This is a genomic window from Streptomyces sp. T12 (genome assembly GCF_028736035.1).
Taxonomy (GTDB): Bacteria; Actinomycetota; Actinomycetes; order Streptomycetales; family Streptomycetaceae; genus Streptomyces.
This window is the reverse complement of record NZ_CP117866.1, coordinates 4,149,848-4,169,829: the sequence shown is the minus strand read 5'-3', so window position 1 is coordinate 4,169,829 and position 19,982 is coordinate 4,149,848. Positions and strand designations below refer to the sequence as shown.

The window sequence follows — 19,982 nt, the reverse complement described above, 5'->3', positions numbered from 1 at the left end:
CAGAGAACGCGTGTTCGGCTTGCCTGTTTCCGTCAGACCTCGAAGTCTCTGTGCGTGCGGTGGCCCAGTGGTTCTTTGGCTGTCGCTCTCAGACTCGTCTCACCTTTGCTCGTTAGTGTGCGCGGCCGACAGAACTGTGCCAGGACGGCGAGGAGGCGGAACGTGGCGCGCGGAGGTCAGGGGTTGGCCCGGGTGGCCGTCGTTGTACGGGCCGGGGCGGCTCCGTTGTGGTGGCTCGGGGCGTTCGCGGCGAGCATCGGTGTGCTGGTGCCGGGACTTACCGGGCGACGGATCGGGGTGCTGGCCGGGGCCGCGCTGTTCATCATCGCGACGGCCGTGATCGCGTACGTACGCCGGAGGCGCTACATCACATTGGCCCGCGCCGGCAAGCACGACGTGCTCCAGGACCGCGCGGTGACCGTCCGCAACTGGCGCCGGGCCACCGCTGGTGGTTGCTGTTGACGTTCGTCGCTGCGCTGGGCAGTGCGTTCGCCGTGCCGACGGCGGGCGGGATGCTGCTGGCGGGGTGCGGGGCGGGGCTCAGGCTCAAGGCCGCATGGCTCGGACGGCGGGAGCGGGCCGAGAACGCGCTGCTGTGGGTGCGGGTGGACTGGCTCGACGAACGGGGTGGCCGGCCGGCGGGCAACACGGTCCGGGCGTACCGCGGTACGGGCATCGCGGCGGGCGACGCTGCCCCGGGCGGGGCCCGCCGCAGCACTGCGGCGCTGTTGTAGCCCAGACCTCGAGGTCCTTTCAGTTGATCGTGTGTGGCGCGTCGGCGTTCGTCAACGGCGCTTCCGTGCGGGCAGGGTGGTGAGCGATGCCGCGTGCGCCCCTCCGGATTCGGCCACGATCTCGTCGAGCGACTGCGGCTCGCGCACGGTCGCGAAGGCGATGCCCCCGGCCTCGTCCGGAGCGAAGCCGTAAACGCCGGGCCGGGCAAGGGAGTTGTACGCGTAGTGGTGCGCGAAGTAGTACGCCCCCGTGTCCACCGCCGCCGCGTAGTCCCCTTGCTCCAGCAACGGCAGGGCGCACCCCTCGGCCAGCAGGTCGCCCGAGAAGCAGGCCGGCCCGGCCACGTCCTGCACCACGGCCGGGCCCTCCTTCGGGCGCCCCTTGCCGTCGTACGCGGCGATCCTCAGCGGCCAGCTCCCCGGCGCGTACACCGTGCGCGTGGCGACCTGCACGCCCGCGTGCGTGACCGCCACCGGCCGGCCGCCCGCACTCTTGGCGTACTCGACCCGGGCCACGACCGTCCCGTGCTTGGCGAGGAGCGAGCGCCCGAACTCCGTGACCAGCCCGTACCGCCCGTCGAACAGCCCCGGCACCGTCTCGCGCAGCAGCCGCGCGTACTGCGCGTACGTCGGTGTCGTCGCGTCCGAGGAGAAGTTCACCGGCAGCCCGCCGCCGATGTCGAGCGTGTCGATCTGCCGCCGCCCGATCCGCCGGTTGATCTCCTCGGCGAGCGCGTACGCCTCCGCGACCCCCTGGGCCATCAGCGCCAGCGGGATGCCCTGCGAGCCGGTGTGCGCGTGCAACCGGGTCAGCCACGGGCGGTCCTGGTACGCCCGTACGACCCACTCCCGCGCCCCCTCGTCACGCAGCGCCACTCCGAACTTCGAGGTCGCCGTGGCCGTGGACGTCGCCTCGATGGAACCCCCGCCGACCTGCGGGTTCACCCGGAGTCCGAGCGGGGAGCGGCTGGCGGCGGACCGGACGAGGCCGTCGATGCGGTCCAGCTCCTGAGGGTTGTCCGCGTTGACGGCGATGCCCAGCGCCAGCGCCTCGCGCAGCTCGGCCGGCGTCTTGGCGGGCGAGTCCAGAACCGTCGCCTCCGGGCGCAGCCCCGCCGCCCGCGCCAACGCCAGCTCACCCGGGCTCGCCACCTCCGCGCCGATGCCCTCCTCGCGCAGCAGCCGCAGGACCGGCACCAGTGGGGTCGCCTTCACCGCGAAGGCGTGCAGTACGGGCGTGCCCGGCGCCACGACCGCGTCGAACGCCGCCCGCAGCGCCGCCGCCGACTCCCGGATGCCGGTGACGTCGAGCAGGCCGACGATGGGGGAGCCGGGCCCCAGCAGCCCTTGCTCCACGGCGGCCCGCACGGCCTCGTCCCGCCGGGTCACCCGGGCGGCGTCATGCGCCGGTATCTGGAATCGGTTGCCCGTACCGATGCCTGCGCCGGTGCCTGCTCCGCCATCCACTCCGCTGCCCACTGCACTGCTCACTCCGTGGTCCACAACATCCCCCGTCGTGTCGTTGTCCGAGCCCATGCATCCAGCCAAACATCCGTGACGCGCGAGCGCTGGCCCGCGAACGTATTGACTAGCTCTATTCAGGAAGTCAGGATGTGAATATCAACCTCAACAGTTCGCAGTCACAGTCCGCTGGGAGGCAGACCATGTCAGGACCCCGCCCCGTCCGAGCGCCGCGCGGTACGGAACTGAGTGCCCTGGGATGGCAGCAGGAAGCCGCCCTGCGGATGCTGCAGAACAACCTCGACCCCGAGGTCGCCGAGCACCCCGACAAGCTCGTCGTCTACGGCGGCACCGGCAAGGCGGCCCGCGACTGGCGCTCCTTCGACGCGATGGTCCGCACGCTGAGGACGCTGAAGCAGGACGAGACCATGCTGGTCCAGTCCGGTCGCCCCGTCGGCGTCATGCAGACCCACGAGTGGGCCCCGCGCGTCCTCATCGCCAACTCCAACCTCGTCGGCGACTGGGCCAACTGGGAGGAGTTCCGCCGCCTGGAGGCCCTCGGCCTCACCATGTACGGCCAGATGACGGCCGGCTCCTGGATCTACATCGGCACCCAGGGCATCCTCCAGGGCACGTACGAGACCTTCGCCGCCGTCGCCGCGAAGAAGTTCGACGGCACCCTCGCCGGGACGATCACCCTCACCGCCGGTCTCGGCGGCATGGGCGGCGCCCAGCCGCTCGCCGTGACCATGAACGACGGTGTCGCGATCTGTATCGACTGCGACCCGCGCGCCATCGAGCGGCGCATCGAGCACCGCTACCTGGACGTGAAGGCCGACTCGCTCGACCACGCGCTGCAGCTGGCCGTAGAGGCCCGTGACGCCCGCCGCCCCCTCTCCATCGGCGTCCTCGGCAACGCGGCGGAACTGCTCCCGCAGCTCCTCGCCATGGGCGCCCCCATCGACATCGTCACCGACCAGACCTCGGCGCACGACCCGCTCGCGTACCTGCCGCTGGGCGTCGACTTCGAGGACATGGCGGACGCCGCCGCCAAGGACCCGGCGGGCTTCACCACCAAGGCCCGCGAGTCGATGGCCCAGCACGTCGAGGCCATGGTCGGCTTCATGGACGCCGGTGCCGAGGTCTTCGACTACGGCAACTCGATCCGGGGTGAGGCCCAACTCGCCGGTTACGAGCGGGCGTTCGCCTTCCCGGGCTTCGTCCCCGCCTACATCCGCCCCCTCTTCTGCGAGGGCAAGGGCCCGTTCCGGTGGGCCGCCCTCTCCGGCGACCCGGCCGACATCGCCAAGACCGACAAGGCGATCCTGGAGCTGTTCCCGGAGAACGAGTCCCTGGCCCGCTGGATCAAGATGGCGGGGGAGCGGGTGCACTTCCAGGGGCTGCCCGCGCGCATCTGCTGGCTCGGCTACGGGGAGCGGGACAAGGCGGGCGAGCGGTTCAACGACATGGTGGCGAGCGGCGAGCTGGCCGCACCGCTGGCGATCGGGCGCGACCACCTGGACTGCGGTTCGGTGGCCTCTCCCTACCGCGAGACCGAGTCCATGCTCGACGGCTCCGACGCGATCGCCGACTGGCCGCTGCTGAACGCCATGGTGAACGTGGCTTCGGGTGCCTCCTGGGTCTCCCTCCACCACGGGGGTGGCGTCGGCATGGGGCGGTCGATCCACGCCGGGCAGGTGACGGTGGCCGACGGCACGAAGCTCGGCGGGGAGAAGATCCGCCGGGTGCTCACCAACGACCCCGGCATGGGCGTCATCCGGCACGTGGACGCGGGCTACGACATCGCGGAGTCGGTCGCCGACGAGCGCGGTGTCCGTGTCCCGATGCGCGAAGGTGACGACGCGTGACCTTCCACAGCATGTGGGCGGAGTTGCTGCCGATCGGCCGCAGCTCCGCCTCCGGCGGCTACCGCCGCTTCGCCTGGACCGGCGCCGACCTCGACTGCCGGGCCTGGTTCAAGGAGCAGGCCGAAGCTCGCGGGCTTGCCTACGAGGTCGACCGGAACGGGAATCAGTGGGCCTGGGCCGGGGACCCCGCTGCCGGGGACGCCGTCGTCACCGGGTCGCATCTCGACTCCGTGCCGGACGGGGGTGCCTTCGACGGGCCCCTCGGAGTGGTGTCGTCCTTCGCCGCCCTCGATGAACTGCGGGGCAGGGGTGTGGACTTCGCCAAGCCCCTCGCCATCGTCAACTTCGGTGACGAAGAAGGCGCCCGGTTCGGGCTCGCCTGTGTCGGGTCACGGCTCGCCGCCGGGCAGCTCACCGTCGAGAACGCCCACAGGCTGACCGACGGGGACGGAGTCAGCCTGCCCCGGGCCATGGAGGCCGCGGGGTACGACCCCGAGGCCATCGGCGCCGATCCGGAGCGGCTCGCCCGCATCGGTGCCTTCGTCGAGCTGCACGTCGAGCAGGGCCGTGCCCTGGACCTGTCCGGCGACCGGGTCGGCATCGCCAGCGCCATCTGGCCGCACGGCCGGTGGCGGTTCGACTTCCGGGGCGAGGCCAATCACGCGGGCACCACGCGGCTCGTGGACCGGCGCGACCCCATGCTCGCGTACGCCGAGACCGTGCTCGCCGCCCGCCGGGAGGCGCAACTCGCCGGTGCCGTCGCCACCTTCGGCAAGATCTCCGTCGAGCCGAACGGCGTCAACGCCATCCCCTCCCTGGTACGCGGCTGGCTCGACTCCCGGGCCGAAGACCAGACGAGCCTCGACACCGTCGTCGGCGGCATCGAGAAGGCGGCCCGGGAGTACGCGACGGCCCACGGCATCGACCTCGACATCGTCCGTGAGTCCTTCACGCCCGTCGTCGAGTTCGACCATGCCCTGCGCGACGAACTGGCCCGCATCCTGGGCAAGGACTCCGACATCACCGTCCCCGTCCTGGGTACCGGGGCGGGACACGACGCCGGAATCCTCTCCGGGACCATCCCGACCGCCATGCTGTTCGTACGCAACCCCACGGGCGTCTCGCACTCCCCGGCCGAGTTCGCCGCCGAGGACGACTGCGTGGCCGGAGTCATCGCCCTCGCCGACGTACTGGAAGGACTGGCCTGCACGTGACGCCCACCCAGCAGACCCGTACCTACTGGCTGGAACACGCCTGGCTCGACACCCACGTCGAGCCGGGCGTCGCCCTCGATGTCAGCGACGGCCGCATCACCGCCGTCCGGACCGACGTCCCCGCCCCGCCCCCCGGCGCCGAGATCCTCCGCGGGCTCACGCTCCCCGGGCTCGCCAACGCCCACTCGCACGCCTTCCACCGCGCCCTGCGGGGCACCGTCCAGGTCGGCTCCGGCACCTTCTGGACCTGGCGCGAGGTCATGTACTCGTTCGCCGACCGGCTGACCCCGGAGACCTACCACGCCCTCGCCCGCGCCGTGTACGCCGAGATGGCGCTGGCGGGGATCACCGCCGTCGGCGAGTTCCACTACGTCCACCACGCCCCGGGCGGCACCCCGTACGCCGACCCGAACGCGATGGGCGAGGCCCTCGTCGCGGCCGCCGCCGACGCCGGCATCCGTATCACCCTCCTCGACACCGCCTATCTCTCCTCCGGCTTCGGGCAGGCCCCCAACAGCCACCAGCTGCGCTTCTCCGACGGGAACGCCGAGTCCTGGGCCGAACGCTGTTCAGTTCTCAAGGACCGAGATCACGCACGGATCGGGGCGGCGATCCACTCCGTACGGGCCGTGCCCGCCGACCAGTTGGCGACCGTGGCGCGGTGGGCCGAGGAGCGGCGGGCTCCGCTCCATGTGCACCTGTCCGAGCAGACCGCCGAGAACGAGGCGTGCCTGGAAGTCCACGGCTGCACCCCCACCCAGCTCCTCGCCCTGCACGGCGTGCTCGGACCGCGCACCACCGGCGTCCACAACACCCACCTCACCGCCGAGGACATCTCCCTGATCGGTGGCAGCGGCACCGGCACCTGTATGTGCCCGACCACCGAACGGGACCTCGCGGACGGCATCGGGCCGGCCGTCGCCCTGCAGAACGAGGGCTCCCCGCTCTCCCTCGGCTCCGACAGCCACGCCGTCATCGACCTGCTCGAAGAGGCGCGCGCGATGGAGCTCAACGAGCGCCTGCACACCCGCACCCGAGGTCACTGGACGGCTGCGGCCCTCCTGCGGGCGGCCTCGGCCGACGGCCACGCGGCCCTCGGCTGGGACGACGTGGGCACGATCGAGCCCGGCGCACGCGCCGACCTCACGACGATCGCGCTCGACTCGGTCAGGACGGCAGGGCCGCTTCCGCGGCTCGGGGCCGAGACGGCCGTATTCGCTGCGTCGGCAGCAGACGTGTCGCATACGGTCGTGGGTGGTCGGCACGTCGTACGGGACGGGGTCCACGCACTCGTACCGGATGTGCCGAAAGCCCTCGCGGACGCCGTCGCAGCCCTGCGCGGATGACCCCCGGCCGCCCACCCGAGCGGCCCGCCTCCGCATCCGCCCCCGAACCCGACCCCACCGCCGACCAGGCCACCAAGGACGCCATGAGCAACGCGACGACCGTCAGCCCCGCCCACTCCGCGAGCACCGCAAGCACGCTCATCACCAACATCGCCGCCCTGGTCACCAACAACCCCTCCCTAGGTGACGGATCCCCCCTCGGACTGATCCAGGACGCGGCCGTCGCCATCGAAGGCGACCGCGTCGTGTGGACCGGTGATCAAAGCAAAGCACCCGCCACTGACAATCGGGTCGACGCAGGCGGCCGGGCGGTCATCCCGGGCTTCGTCGACTCCCACTCCCACCTCGTCTTCGCGGGCGACCGGACGCAGGAGTTCAACGCCCGTATGTCGGGGCGGCCGTACAGCGCGGGCGGCATCCGTACGACCGTCGCCGCCACCCGAGCCGCCAGCGACGAGGAACTCGAAGCCAACCTCACCCGTTACCTCCGCGAGGCGCTGCACCAGGGCACCACCACCTTCGAGACCAAGTCCGGCTACGGCCTGACGGTCGAGGACGAGGCCCGGGCCCTGCGCATCGCCGCCGCCCACACCGACGAGGTCACCTACCTCGGCGCCCACATCGTCTCGCCGGACTACGCAGAGGACCCGGCGTCGTACGTCGCCCTCGTCACCGGTGAGATGCTCGACGCCTGCGCCCCGTACGCCCGTTGGATCGACGTCTTCTGCGAGAAGGGCGCCTTCGACGGCGACCAGGCCCGCGCGATCCTCACGGCGGGCAAGGCCAAGGGCCTGCACCCCCGCGTCCACGCCAACCAGCTCACCTACGGCCCCGGCGTCCAACTGGCCGTCGAACTCGACGCCGCCAGCGCCGACCACTGCACCCACCTCACCGACGCGGACGTGGACGCCCTCGCGAGCGGCAACACCGTCGCCACCCTCCTCCCCGGCGCCGAGTTCTCCACCCGCGCCCAGTGGCCGAACGCCCGGCGCCTCCTCGACGCGGGCGTCACCGTCGCCCTCTCCACCGACTGCAACCCGGGATCGTCCTTCACCTCCTCCGTGCCCTTCTGCATCGCGCTCGCGGTACGGGACATGGGGATGACCCCGGACGAGGCGGTCTGGTCGGCCACGGCGGGTGGCGCGGCGGCCCTCCGCCGCGACGACATCGGCCGCCTCACCCCCGGCGCCCGCGCCGACCTGCTCCTCCTCGACGCACCGAGCCATGTGCACCTGGCCTATCGGCCGGGGGTGCCGCTGGTCAGCGAGGTGTGGCGACGGGGCGTGCGCGAGGCCTGATCAGGAGGCCCCCGCCCGCCACCGCTGGCCCGTCCCCCCGTCCAGCGGCTCCAGCGACAGCCCCTCCCCGGCGCCGCCGCCCGGCGTCACCGCCGTCTCGATGGCGATGGCCGGCCGGATCGCTCCGGCGCCGTCCACCACGAACTTCAGGTTCTGCCCGTTGCGACCGTGGACGGAGTCGCACGTCCAGATCCCGACGCCCCGGTCCGTCGCACCCCGGCTGTCCAGGCAGTAGTCGGGGTCGGCGGACGACTGGAGCACGCCGCGCGCGGAGTCGACCCGCCAGCGTTGGGTGCGGGAGCCGGTGCAGGGGGCTGTGACGACATCGGTTCCGTCGAAGAAGGCACCGGCCACGTCCAGGCACAACCCCGAGGCGAGGTTCACGACTTGGGCGTATGTGCCGTTCGGCGGGCGCGTCGGGGAGGGGCTGGGGGAGGGCGGCGGCTTCGGGCGTGCCGTTTTCGAGGGCGTCGAACTCTTCGTGGGGGACGGCGACTTGGCGGTAGGGGAGGGAGACGGGCTCGCGGAAACCGTGGCGGTGGCCGTCACCGTCACCGCCACCGGAGGCACACTCAGCGGCGTCCCGACCGAGCCCACCGGATCCTGCGCCGACGACGAACCGCCCCGCGCCACCAGGAGCGCCACCAGCGGCAGCAGGGCCACCCCGAGCGCCGCCGACACCAGCACGGACCGGCGGCGATCCCACGGCCAGGCCCCCTGCGGCCACTTCCCCTCCGCAACGAGGCCGACGGCCTCCCGCTCTCCCGCGCCACCCGCCGCATACGCCGTCCCGCCCCAGGGCAGCAGCCCCTCGGCCAGCGCCGTGCGCGGGGTGTCCCGGAGCGCCGACAGCTCCTCGTAAGCCGTCGTGCAGTGCGGGCAGTGCGCCATGTGGGCGTGCAGGTCGGCGCTGTCGCGAGGGCTGTCCGGACGGACCGACTCCTCGATGAGGCGGCCGAAGTCGGGGCAGTCGGGGGCGTCGGAGGCGGCGAGACGGGTGCGCAGGCAGGCGCGGGCCAGCTGCTGGAGCGCCGGGGCGGTGCCGTACGCGACGTCTTCGCGGGTGAGGCCGAGGAGAGCGGCCGTTCGCTCCACCGGCTCCCGCTCCACGACCCCGTACCAGATCAGGCCCTGCGTGCGGGACGGCAGGGACTGGAACGCCGTGAGCATGGGCGGGACCGGGCCTGACGGACCCGTCGTGTTCAGGACGAGGAGCAGGCCCGCGTCGAGGCCCGCGGCCCGTTCGTCCATGGCCCACGTCCCGGCCGACCGGGCGGTCAGCAGCACAAGCCGGTGCCGCCAGGGCAGGCCCGGGTCGACGCCGCGTGCCGTCTGACGGGCCGCGAGCGCGAACGCCTGGGCCGCCAACTGCCGTGCCATGGAGTGGTTCGGGGTGCACAGGCGGGCGTAGGCGAGGACGGGGGCGTGATGGCGGGCCCGGAGTTCCTGGAGCGCCTGATACGCGGTGGCGGTGTCGGCGCGCAGCAGTTCGGTGAGCCGCGCGTCGGACGCACCCGCGTGCACCCCTGGGCCAGAGTCCCTGCCGTCGTCGGCCCGAGCCATCCGCTTGCCTCCTTGCAGCCGTGCGACCCGCCCCAGCATTGACCTACCGGCGGGTATGACGGCTCATAGTGGAGGAAGGGGAGCTTTGGGGAAAGGGTTTCTGTGGGTAACCCATGAACGGCCCACGAAGGACCTGCGAAGGACCTACGAACGGACTTGAACGGGCTTGAACGGCCCACGAACAGCCCGTGGGCGCCCGAACGCGCTGTGCCCGGTATCCGGCCGACGGATTCGGCGGGGTACCGGGCACAGCGCGCGTCGGCGGGAGGGAGGCGCCCCTCAGCCGCCGGTCGTCACTCCTCGACCGTCAGCCCCTTGCGGAGCCGGATCAGTGTGCGCGACAGCAGTCGCGACACATGCATCTGTGAGATGCCGAGTTCGTCGCCGATCTCCGACTGGGTCATCCCCGCGACGAACCGCAGGGAGAGGATCTTCCGGTCTCTGGGCGGCAGTTCGGCGATGAGCGGCTTCAAGGACTCGACGTACTCGATGCCTTCGATGCCGTGGTCCTCGTAGCCGATCCGGTCGGCGAGCGCGCCCTCGGCGTCGTCCTCCTCGGGCTGGGCGTCCAGCGAGGAGGCGGTGTACGCGTTCGACGCCGCCATGCCCTCGACGACCTCGTCGTTGGTCAGGTCGAGGCGCTCCGCAAGTTCCGCCACCGTCGGGGCGCGGTCGAGCTTCTGGGCCAGCTCGTCGCCGGCCTTGGCCAGGTCGAGCCGGAGTTCCTGCAGCCGGCGCGGTACCCGCACCGACCACGAGGTGTCGCGGAAGAAGCGCTTGATCTCGCCGACGATGGTCGGCATCGCGAAGGTGGGGAACTCCACGCCGCGGCTGAGCTCGAAGCGGTCGATCGCCTTGATCAGGCCGATGGTGCCGACCTGGATGATGTCCTCCATCGGCTCACTGCGCGAGCGGAAGCGGGAGGCGGCGAACTTGACCAGGGCGAGGTTGAGTTCGACGAGCGTGTTGCGGACGTACGAGTATTCGTGGGTCCCTTCCTCCAGCGACTCCAGCCGCTCGAAGAGGGTCTTGGACAGGGCCCGCGCGTCCACCGGCCCCACCTCGTCGTAAGGGGGGATGTCCGGAAGCCCGGCGAGTACGTCGTCCTGGGTGAACTCCTGGCCGAAGTCCGGTTCGTGACGTACGGCGCTGTCGCGCTCGATGGGATCCAGATGTTCCGGTCGGGGTGCCGACGTCGCCGTCTGGGTATGCGATGCGTCGAGCCGGGGTGACATGATGTCCTCCATCGTTCTCGGCATATGGCTGCCGAAGCCTGTGCGTGCACTGCGGTGTGCGGCGCCTCCAAAGCCGGCCGAGTCGGTTACGTGTCTCTACTAGCCCTACCCGCTTTCGGGAGCCCACCGCAAGTGCGCTCTGTTCCGAAATGTCCGTTTCTGGGTGGATGTTCGGGTGTTGGAGGGCGTAGGGAAGGCGTAGTGTTCGAAAGCGTCAGTCAGCAGCCACGACGTCGGGAAGTGAGAGACGGCATGGACCGCGGGACGGTCGGCAGCGCACAGTCTGGCCGACTTCTGGTCGAGGTGCGGGAAGAGGGCTCCAGTGCCGTCGTGACCCCGGCGGGTGAGTTGGATCACCACACCGCCGATTTGTTGCGTGAGCCACTCGAGGACTGCCTCGGCAAGGGTTTCAGTCGGCTCGTCGTCGACTGCTCGCGGCTCGAGTTCTGTGACTCCACGGGGCTGAACGTGCTGCTCGGGGCGCGGCTGAAGGCGGAGGCCGCCGGTGGCGGGGTGCATCTCGCGGGCATGCTGCCCGTCGTTGCGCGCGTGTTCGAGATCACAGGGGCCGAAGCGGTCTTCACGGTCCACGACTCACTCGACGACGCCCTGGCCGACCAGTCCGACGAGTCCGACGGGTCGGGTTGACCCCTCGCGTCCGGCACCGCGTCGGACGTCACATCATTCGTGCCGAAATCCGGGGGTGTTCCCTCGGCGCGGTCGGGCAGGAGACATCCTGAACCTGTCGGCTGTGACGTCGGCCACCGGGGGTGGGGGACTGTGACCGATGTATCAGGCAAGGACGTGTCCTGGCGTACTGACTCTGCGTACAGACTTGTGAATCGTGTGAACGTTGAACTGGTGAATCGGTGAGGTGAAGCGCTGATGAGCACCACCCGGCCTTTCTCGCCGGGCGACCGCGGCCCTGAGCCCAGCGGCGCTTCCGGGGTGTCCGAGGGGGACGTGCCGGCCACGGGGGGCTCCGACGAGGGCGCTCCGGCGGCGGGAACGACCGACGGGGACGCCGTGCCGTCCTTGAGGCCCGAGGCGTCCGAGGCGTCCGCCCGGGCGGCTGCGGGGCGTCAGGTCCGTCGGCTGGACTTCGGTGACCAGAGCGGGGTCGTCCCGCTCGCCCGTGACTTCGCCCGCCAGGCGCTGTACGCGTGGGGCTGGCTGCCCGCCGCCACCGCCGACCAGCGGGCCGCCGCCGAGGACGTACTGCTCGTCGTCTCCGAGCTGGTCACCAATGCCTGTCTGCACGCCGAGGGGCCGGACCAGCTGTGGATCGCCTGCGACAACAAGGTGATCCGGATCGAGGTCTCCGACAAGGGCACGGGCCAGCCGGCCCCCCGCACCCCGCACCGAGCGGGCCGCCCCGGCGGGCACGGCATGTTCATCGTGCAGCGGCTGTGCCTGGACTGGGGAGTCGTACGGACGCCGGGGGTCGCGGGCAAGACGGTGTGGGCGGAGCTGGGAGCACCGGCGTAATTCGTTTCCGCCCGCCGCAGGCACCCTCTACGCTCATCTGCAACGCGCTGACGGAGACGAGTAGCCCGGGACCCGCGAGCCGAGAGAGCCGCCACCTGCTGTGAAGGCGGCCTCGCGCACCCGGCGTGAATCCCCTCCCGAGTGCGGGGAGGAAATGCCCCGCCGGCCGGCCCCCGTGATCGGGCCCGAACGAGTCCGTCGTACGGCCACGCAGGTGACGTACGGCGGTGAAGGCGTGGTGGCACCGCGAGCACCCTCTCGCCCACGCCCCGAGGGATCACCCCGGGGCGCCGCGCGGCGCACCGGCCGACCGGACGGAGCGCGCACCATGCTCGACGTCACCCTCATCCGAAACCACCCCGACCAGGTCCGCGACGCCCTGCGCAAGCGCGCCGTCGACCCCGACATCCCCGGCTTCCTCGCCCTGGACACCGCCTTCCGCGAGGCCCGTACGGCCGTGGAGCGGCTGCGCGGCGAGCGTCGGCGGATCTCGGCCGAGATCGCCGTACGACGCCGCACGGACGCCCCCGCGGACGAGGTCCAGGCGCAGGCCAAGACCCTGACCGACGAACTCGCCGAGGCGGAGGCCCACCTCGCCGAACTGGCCGTCAGGCACCAGGAGTTCCTCGACGCCCTGCCCAATCTCCCGGACGACGACGTGGTGGCGGGCGGCAAGGAGAACAACGAGGTCGTACGGGCCGTGGGGGAGGCGCCCGCCTTCGACTTCCCGGCCAGGGGCCACGTGGAGCTCGCCCAGGACCTCGGCCTGGTCGACTACAAGCGGGGCGCGGCCCTCGCGGGCAACGGCTACTGGATCTACCGTGGCGAGGGCGCCGCCCTGGAGTGGGCGCTGCTCAGCCACTTCCTCGACGCGCACCGGCGCGCGGGATACGAGTTCGTGCTGCCGCCGCACCTGCTGACGTACGAGGCCGGGTACACGGCCGGGCAGTTCCCCAAGTTCGCCGACGAGGTCTTCCGCGTGGACGAGCACTTCCTGCTGCCCACCGCCGAGACCGCCCTGGTCAACCTCCATCGCGGCGAGACCCTCGACGAGGGTGAACTGCCGCGCCGGTACGTCGCCTACACGCCCTGTTACCGCAGGGAGAGCGGCAGCCACCGCAGGGCGGACCGCGGGACGCTGCGGGGCCACCAGTTCAACAAGGTCGAGCTGTTCCAGTTCGCCCGGCCGCAGGACTCGGACGCCGCGCACCTCGAACTCCTGGCGCGGGCGGAGGAGTTGGTCGCGGGGCTCGGCCTGCACTACCGGGTCACCAAGCTCGCCGCCGGGGACACCAGCCCCGCGCAGGCCAAGACCTACGACGTGGAGGTCTGGCTGCCCAGCCTGGGCGCGTACGCCGAGGTCAGCTCGGTGTCGAACGCCCGCGCCTACCAGGCCCGGCGCGGCGGCATCCGGTACCGCCCGGCCGGTGGCGGCAAGGCGACGTACCTCCACACCCTCAACGCCTCGGGCCTGGCCACCAGCCGGCTGCTGCCCGCGATCCTGGAGCAGCATCAGCGGGCGGACGGGACGGTCGCCGTGCCCGAGGTGCTGCGGCGCTGGGGGCTGCCCGAAGTGCTCCGCCCGCGGGCGACGTCGGCCTGACCCCGGGTTACCGAGGGTCACCCTCTCCACCCGAACCCCACCCGAGCCCCACCCGAACCCCCTCACGCGCACGCCGGATCGCCACAACTCCGGTGTGCGCCGTGTCTTCCTTCCTCAAGGCCCCGGGCGTACCTTGACGGCCGATCTGATGTGCCGTCAGGAATGAGGGACCGTGTCGAAGCAGAAGCGAACCGCCGCGCTCGCGACGGCCGCGGCCCTGGCCGGCTCGGCGGTGTTGATGTCCGCCCCCGCGGCCCGGGCCGAAGTCGTCGACGTCAACTACGCCTGCAAGACGCCGATCGGCGACAAGAGCGCCGTGTCGCCGATCGACATCAAGGGCGTCAAGAGCGGCAGCGGCTACAAGGTCACCATGTCGTGGCAGAAGGGCGTCTCGTCCAGCCCGGTCGAGCTGGGCAAGGGCGCGATGAACCCGAGCGCCACCATCAAGCTGGGCGGCGCCGACAGCGGCACCCTGGCGGTGACCGGCCCGGCCAACCAGGAGGCGATTCCCGCCAACACCCCCATCAAGATCAATGACTTGACGGGCACGTACACCCCGAAGAAGACCGGCAAGGTCACCTTCACGGCGGGCATCCTCACCATCAAGGCGCTCGGCACGACGACCACGTGCACCCCCACCAACAACCCCGGACCGTCGCTGACCCTCGACGTGACGGCGGCGGCCGGCGCGGGCGGCAGCACCGGTCAAGGAGGCTCCGGCTCCGGCTCCGAGCTCCCGCAGACCGGCCCCGAGGACTCGGCGATCGCCCTGGGCACCCTCGGCGGCACGGTCCTGCTCGCGGGCGCGGCGGGCGCGCTGTGGCTGACGCGCAGGAGCCAGACGGCACGCCGCTGACCGTTTCGTAGGAGCACCGCTGGAGCCGCCGATGTCCTCAGCCGTCCGTGTCCTGTGCCTGTCCCTGTCCCTCCTCGTGCTGGTGGGGGCCGCCCCGGTGGCGGTCGCCGCCGAAGGGTGGGCCGTCGCGCCCTCGGGTGGCGGACGGACGTCCTTCTACGCCGAGGGCGAGCCCGGGACGGTTCTCCAGGACACGGTGTCCGTGAGCAATCGGAGCGGTCGGTCGCTCACCGTAGGGCTCCGGGGCGTCGGCGTCCCGATCACCTTCGCGGAGCGCGAGGTACGGGTCCCCGCGCGCACCCGGGCCGAGGTCCCTTTCACGATGACCGTCCCGGACGGTGACCGCACCGCCGAGATCGTGGCGCTGGGCGCGGACGGCCGTGCCCAGCGCCTCCGGCTCCACCTGCGGGCATCCGTCCCGAAGGTGTCCGCACTGACCGTCGAGCACGTGTCCGTCCGCGCCGACGGCATCACGTACGAGCTGGTCAACCGCGGTACGACGCCCCTCGTGCCGCAGCTGTCCGTCCGCGTGGACGGGGTCTTCGGACGGGTTCTCGACCGCGCCCCGCGCGCCCTCCCCGTCGATCTGCCCCCGGGCAGCCGTACGAAGCTCACCGAGCCCTGGCCCGACCGGCCCGCGCTCGACGCGGTCGACGTGCGGCTGACGGTGACGGCGACGGGCGGGGCGGCAGACACGGCGGAGGTGGCGGCGCGGTTCGTGCCGTGGGGCACGGTGGCGGGGATCGCGGGGGCGGTGGCGGCGATCGGTGCCTTGTTCGTCGTACGGCATCGCGGGCGTCGTAGGGCCACCGATGACCAGTCGGCTGAACGGCCGTACGCAGACGTTGAGTTGACGGGAGCGGTGCGGTGAACGGCAAGGTGTGCATCCCGGTGCTGACGGCGCTGGTGGCGGTGCTGGCGCTGCTGTTGCCGGGGGCGGCCGTGACCGCGTGGGCCGCGGACGGGGCGGCGCCCACCGTGAAGCTCTCCAAGTCACAGGCGGGGACGGGCGGTTCGATCACCGTCACCGGCAGCGGCTGGCGGCCGCGCGCGCTGCTGATGATCCTGGTCTGCGGCCAGTCCGTGCCGTCGACCGGCGTGAGAGGCGGCACCAACTCCTGCGCCAACGCGGATGGCAGGGCCGCGACCACGGACGCCGAGGGGCGCTTCAGCAGGAAGCTGCCGGTGGCCGAGCCGCCCGTGCCGTGTCCGTGCGTGGTGCACGTCGCGACCGTGACCGGAGCGAAGGCCGAGTCCGACGCCATCTTCCAGGTGGCCGGGCACGCGGTCGAGCCGCTGCCCGCGGAGCCGACGGGCGGGCGCCTGTCGGTCCTCACGGACACCCGGCTGGAGGGCTCCAGTGGCCTGCTGACGTGGTTCGGCGCACCGCCGGCGCGGACGCTCGTCTTCACCGTCGGCAATGTGGGCTCCTCCGCCGTGAAGAACCCGGTCTTCCAAGTCGGCACCTCCCACGGCGTGTTCGCCCCGCAGTGGGAGGAACAGCAGTGGCGCGGCACGATCGAGCCGGGCAGGAAAGCGCGGATCGAGCTGCCGGTGGAGCTCGCCGCCGGGGCGCACGGCGGCTACACCGTCTCCCTGAAGTACGGCGGCAAGGTGATGGCCGAACAGCCCTGGGGCGTGGGCCGGCCCTGGGGAGTGACGCTGTTCTGGATCCTGGTCTGTCTGGTCGTACCGGCGGCGCTGTTCCGCATCGGGATGGCGGTGGTGGACCGGGTACGGCCGCGGCAGACCACACGCCGCCGCGGTCTGCGCCTGCCCGAAGTGGCCCTGCGCATCCCGGGGCTGAAGCCCCGCGAAGAGGCGAGGCACGCCTCTTCCTCTCCCTCGACCCTGCCGTGGTTCACCCCGGACAACGACCCGGGCACGGCCGGTCGGCTCTCCGCACCGCACGACGACGACAGCCCGACGAGTCGTACGGGTCCGACGACCCCAACGAGTCCTGCGAGCCCTACGACTCCGACCAGGAAGGGACCCCCGTGAGCATGCGAAGGAGAGTCACACCGGCAAGCCCGAGAAGAGGTGGCGCGGCGGGCGTCGCCCTGATGCTCGGCGGCGCGGGCATCCTGCTCGGCGTGTCCGCCGCGCCCGCCCAGGCCGCCGAGGTGGCGTACGCGACCGAGTGCATCCCGCCCGCCATCTCCGGGCTGCCGCCGGTCCAGGGCACGACCAAGGTGGAGATCACCGCGCCCGCGCAGGCGAAGGTCGGCGACGAGGTGGAGATCGTCTGGAAGTTCGTCCAGGCGGCGTCGAAGAACCCCAACATCCTCGACCTCGGGCAGGACACGGTCCAGCCGACGGGGACGCTGAAGGCGGCCGGTGCGCAGACGGCCGCCATCGCCATGGAGGGGCCGCGGCAGAACCCGCCGATCCCCAAGAACAGCGACATGAAGCTGTCCGACATGAAGGGCAAGCTGAAGCTGACGGCGCCGGGCGAGGTGACCCTGACGCCGGACGCGTACAACATCAACGTCAACAAGCCGATCTCCACGGACACCAAGTGCACGCCGAAGGAGACGGTGAAGTCGGCGGCGACGATCAAGGTGACGGACGGGGGCGGGGGTCCGGGCGGTACGACGGGAGGGCTGCCGACGGTCGTGCCGACGCTGCCGACGAGTGTGCCGACCGACCTGCCGACAGGTCTGCCGACGGGGTCGTCGAGCCCGTCCAGCCCGTCGAGTCCGACGCCGAGTGAGAGCGAGACGGGCGGGGACGCCGGCGGTTCGAGCACCGGTGGCGGCGACGGCGGCCAGAGCGACTTCACGGGCAAGGAGGTCCAGGTCCCGTACGCGTGCAAGACGCCCATCGGCGACAAGGAGGCGACCTCGCCGGTCCAGATCAACGCCAAGAAGAGCGGTGGCAGTTTCGATCTGACGGTCCAGTTCAAGAAGTCGGTGATGGACAGCCCCGCCGACATCCCCAAGGACTCGGTCAAGCCGTCCATGGAGGTCGTCCTGGGCGGCGCGGACAAGGGCACGGTCCATGTCGAGGGCCCGACCAACTCCGAGGACATCAAGTCGGGGGACCCGATCGAGATCCCGGACCTGACGGGCACCTACAAGCCGGGCGCGAGCGGCGAGTCGACCCTGTCTCCGGGGGTCCTGACCATCGAGGCCCTCGGCACGACGACGACCTGCACGCCGGTCAAGACGGAGGTGTCCTTGACCCTGGACACGACCGAGCAGGCGAGCGGGGCGTCCGGCGGCGGCTCGGCGGGCAGCTCGACCGGCGGCTCCGCGGGCGGCTCGTCGACGGACGGCGGCCTGGCGGCGACGGGCGCGGAGGACCACGGCTCGCTGAAGGCCCTCGGGCTCGTGGCGGGGACGGCACTGCTCCTCGGGGGAGCGGTGTTCACCTTCATGCCTGGGCGCCGCCTGCGCTAGCGCCCTTCAGCGGGTGGCGCAGGGCGAAGACGCCTCGGCCGACGGGCTGTGCCTGCCGGCCGGCCAGGGTGCCGCCTCCCCCTCACATGCCGTGGTCCAGCCGTAGATGCGTCCGCATCAGCACGTTCGCGTCAGCCACCGCGCTGTGGTCGTGCGCCGTGCGTGCCGCGGTCCGTCGTGCCGCGAGTTTCCGGCAGGACTCGCAGCCGTCCACGGGGACGGGTGAGCGGCTCACGTCGAACGAGGAGTACGGCGGCGGCTCGGTCACGGCGCACACCCCCGTCCGACGCTCCAGTGCTCCCGCAACTCCCGTTCGCAGGCCCTGGCTTCGGCGGTCCGGCCCGCCTCCTTAGCGGCGTTCCGCTGAGCCAGTAACGCGCCGCACACGTCACAGGTGGGCGGAGGAGGGGGCGGCGCCGCCCATGCCGTGCGCGCGGTCACGCGGACCACCGCGCGAGCGCCGACTCGAGCGTGCGCAGCACGGCGGGCGTCGGCCGCGCCCAGCCGCCGGGCGGCGTCCAGGCGGCAGCCGAGCGGTTCGGGCGCGTGCGGCGGGGGAGGCGGGGGAGAGTCGTGGTCGACATGGCTCACTCCTTGCGGTTCGCGTTCCGGGGAACGCCTGTGCTGCACGCATTCGCTGGATTACGCTGCGTGTTCAGGTGCAGATACGAGCATGCCGTGCCCGGGACGCGAAAGGGCTGCTGAGACGCGCTAGTTCCACGCTCGGCACTCCAAATTCCACAAATTCCACATCCGGGCGGAGGGGGAAACAGGGTGCCGCAGCGACGGACAGTGACGAGCCGCAGCCATGAGCCGCGATGGAGGTACGCGGAGGAGGTACGGAGGCTACGTGAGCAGAGCGGGCTCACATTGCGGCAGCTCGCGGAGCGACTGGGCTGGGACTGGTCGACGCTGGGGAAGCTGGAGCGGGGCCAGTCGCTGGGGAGCCCCGAGATGGCGCAGGCGCTGGACGAGCACTACGGGACGCCGGGGTTGTTGCTGGCGTTGTGGGAGCTGGCGGTGGGGGACCCGACGCAGTTCAAGGAGCAGTACCGCAGGTACATGCTGCTGGAGGCCGGGGCGGTGAGCTTGTGGCACTTCGCCGTGAGCATCCTGCCGGGCCTGCTTCAGTCGGACGGGTATGCGCGGGAGGTGCTCGCGACGGGCGGCATCAAGGGCGAGGAGTTGACCCAGCAGGTGGAAGCGCGGGTCGGCCGCCGGGCGTTGCTGGTGGGTGAGGATGCGCCGACGTTCCGCACCATCCTGTCCGAGGCCGTGCTGCGCACGCCGTTGCGGGATGCCGGGGCCTGGCGGGAGCAGCTCGAACACCTGGTGGAGGTGGCCGAGCGTCCGCAAGTCACGCTTCAGGTGCTGCCTCTGGGGGCCGGCCTGCACGGCTTGGTCAGCACCGACGTGATGTTCCTACGGTTGCCCGACGGACGGACGGTGGCCTACACCGAGACCGCGTACCACGGCGAACTGATCGAGGAGAACAGGGAGGTTGAGCGGCTGCAACGTGCGTACGATTCGATGCGCGACCTGGCGCTGTCACCGGCCGAGTCGCTGAAGTTCATCGGGCAGATGCTGGAGGAAGCACCGTGCGATCCATCGACCTGACCGGCGTGACGTGGCGCAAGAGCAGCTACAGCAACCCGGACGGTGGCCAGTGCCTCGAAGTCGCCGACGTCCACGCGCCCGTCGTCCCCGTCCGTGACTCCAAGAACCCCCACGGCCCCGCCCTGATCCTCCGGGCAGCCGCCTGGGCCTCGTTCGTCACGGCCGTACGACGCAACGAGCTGCCGAACTGACCTGACCCCCAAAAAACGCCGGAGGCCGTCGCACCACCCTCGGTGCAACGGCCTCCGTCTGTTCAGCTCAGCCCAGGCGCGCAGCCCGGTCGTGGCGTCACCATGCG

Annotated in this window: 18 protein-coding genes and 1 pseudogene; 14 read left to right on the top strand and 5 right to left on the bottom strand. The window is 71.7% G+C overall.

Annotation, left to right across the window (positions count from 1 at the left end):
* The first annotated feature begins 192 nt into the window (after positions 1–192).
* Positions 193–734 (top strand): annotated as a pseudogene (locus tag PBV52_RS18500) (hypothetical protein).
* Positions 735–785: 51 nt separating this feature from the next.
* Here the strand turns inward: PBV52_RS18500 and PBV52_RS18495 are convergent.
* The gene (locus tag PBV52_RS18495) at positions 786–2,270 is read right to left on the bottom strand and encodes a diaminopimelate decarboxylase (protein WP_274239532.1); all 1,485 of its coding nucleotides are present in this window, start codon (positions 2,268–2,270) and stop codon (positions 786–788) included.
* Between the two features lie 128 nt (positions 2,271–2,398).
* Here PBV52_RS18495 and hutU point away from each other — a divergent pair, with 128 nt between their 5' ends.
* The 4 genes from hutU to hutI are packed head-to-tail and all read left to right on the top strand — an operon-like array spanning position 2,399 to position 7,921.
* Positions 2,399–4,063, top strand: coding sequence for a urocanate hydratase (hutU, locus tag PBV52_RS18490; RefSeq protein ID WP_128431358.1), 1,665 nt, complete (start codon positions 2,399–2,401; stop codon positions 4,061–4,063).
* Positions 4,060–5,277, top strand: a complete 1,218-nt coding sequence (locus tag PBV52_RS18485; RefSeq protein WP_274239528.1) for an allantoate amidohydrolase — start codon at positions 4,060–4,062, stop codon at positions 5,275–5,277. Before hutU ends, PBV52_RS18485 begins: the two co-directional genes overlap by 4 nt.
* Entirely contained in the window at positions 5,274–6,623 is a 1,350-nt protein-coding gene (locus PBV52_RS18480; RefSeq protein ID WP_274239527.1) for a formimidoylglutamate deiminase, read from the top strand. Before PBV52_RS18485 ends, PBV52_RS18480 begins: the two co-directional genes overlap by 4 nt.
* Positions 6,620–7,921 (top strand): imidazolonepropionase, encoded by a 1,302-nt coding sequence (hutI, locus tag PBV52_RS18475; protein WP_274239526.1) that lies wholly within the window; start codon positions 6,620–6,622, stop codon positions 7,919–7,921. Before PBV52_RS18480 ends, hutI begins: the two co-directional genes overlap by 4 nt.
* On the opposite strand, the gene PBV52_RS18470 is transcribed toward hutI, so the two are convergent.
* Together PBV52_RS18470 and PBV52_RS18465 are read right to left on the bottom strand one after the other, a co-directional pair.
* On the bottom strand, positions 7,922–9,484 hold the full coding sequence (locus PBV52_RS18470; protein ID WP_274239525.1) for an RICIN domain-containing protein: 1,563 nt from the start codon (positions 9,482–9,484) through the stop codon (positions 7,922–7,924).
* A gap of 293 nt (positions 9,485–9,777) precedes the next feature.
* Entirely contained in the window at positions 9,778–10,731 is a 954-nt protein-coding gene (locus PBV52_RS18465) for an RNA polymerase sigma factor SigF (RefSeq protein ID WP_274239524.1), read from the bottom strand.
* Positions 10,732–10,971: 240 nt separating this feature from the next.
* Here PBV52_RS18465 and PBV52_RS18460 point away from each other — a divergent pair, with 240 nt between their 5' ends.
* The 7 genes from PBV52_RS18460 (at position 10,972) to PBV52_RS18430 (ending at position 18,067) form a co-directional block, all read left to right on the top strand.
* A complete protein-coding gene (locus PBV52_RS18460; protein ID WP_274239522.1) occupies positions 10,972–11,367 on the top strand; it encodes an STAS domain-containing protein in 396 nt (131 codons plus the stop codon).
* A 237-nt stretch (positions 11,368–11,604) separates the two neighbouring features.
* A complete protein-coding gene (locus PBV52_RS18455; protein WP_274239521.1) occupies positions 11,605–12,207 on the top strand; it encodes an ATP-binding protein in 603 nt (200 codons plus the stop codon).
* A gap of 328 nt (positions 12,208–12,535) precedes the next feature.
* Positions 12,536–13,810, top strand: a complete 1,275-nt coding sequence (gene serS / locus PBV52_RS18450) for a serine--tRNA ligase (RefSeq protein WP_274239520.1) — start codon at positions 12,536–12,538, stop codon at positions 13,808–13,810.
* A 172-nt stretch (positions 13,811–13,982) separates the two neighbouring features.
* Entirely contained in the window at positions 13,983–14,666 is a 684-nt protein-coding gene (locus PBV52_RS18445) for an LPXTG cell wall anchor domain-containing protein (protein ID WP_274239519.1), read from the top strand.
* A gap of 31 nt (positions 14,667–14,697) precedes the next feature.
* Complete coding sequence (locus tag PBV52_RS18440; protein WP_274239518.1) at positions 14,698–15,537, top strand: hypothetical protein; 840 nt, start codon at positions 14,698–14,700, stop codon at positions 15,535–15,537.
* Positions 15,534–16,667: a hypothetical protein gene (locus tag PBV52_RS18435; RefSeq protein ID WP_274239515.1), complete on the top strand. Its 1,134-nt coding sequence runs from the start codon at positions 15,534–15,536 to the stop codon at positions 16,665–16,667. The genes PBV52_RS18440 and PBV52_RS18435 overlap by 4 nt, the downstream gene beginning before the upstream one ends.
* A 2-nt stretch (positions 16,668–16,669) precedes the next feature.
* The gene (locus tag PBV52_RS18430) at positions 16,670–18,067 is read left to right on the top strand and encodes a hypothetical protein (RefSeq protein ID WP_274239514.1); all 1,398 of its coding nucleotides are present in this window, start codon (positions 16,670–16,672) and stop codon (positions 18,065–18,067) included.
* An 82-nt stretch (positions 18,068–18,149) separates the two neighbouring features.
* Here PBV52_RS18430 and PBV52_RS18425 read toward each other — a convergent pair whose 3' ends face one another.
* Positions 18,150–18,335: a hypothetical protein gene (locus PBV52_RS18425; RefSeq protein WP_274239513.1), complete on the bottom strand. Its 186-nt coding sequence runs from the start codon at positions 18,333–18,335 to the stop codon at positions 18,150–18,152.
* A gap of 169 nt (positions 18,336–18,504) precedes the next feature.
* On the bottom strand, positions 18,505–18,651 hold the full coding sequence (locus tag PBV52_RS18420; protein WP_274239512.1) for a hypothetical protein: 147 nt from the start codon (positions 18,649–18,651) through the stop codon (positions 18,505–18,507).
* Positions 18,652–18,841: 190 nt separating this feature from the next.
* On the opposite strand from PBV52_RS18420, the gene PBV52_RS18415 reads away from it, so the two are divergent.
* A complete protein-coding gene (locus PBV52_RS18415) occupies positions 18,842–19,684 on the top strand; it encodes a helix-turn-helix transcriptional regulator (protein WP_274239511.1) in 843 nt (280 codons plus the stop codon).
* On the top strand, positions 19,666–19,875 hold the full coding sequence (locus tag PBV52_RS18410; RefSeq protein ID WP_274239510.1) for a DUF397 domain-containing protein: 210 nt from the start codon (positions 19,666–19,668) through the stop codon (positions 19,873–19,875). Before PBV52_RS18415 ends, PBV52_RS18410 begins: the two co-directional genes overlap by 19 nt.
* Positions 19,876–19,982: the final 107 nt, after the last annotated feature.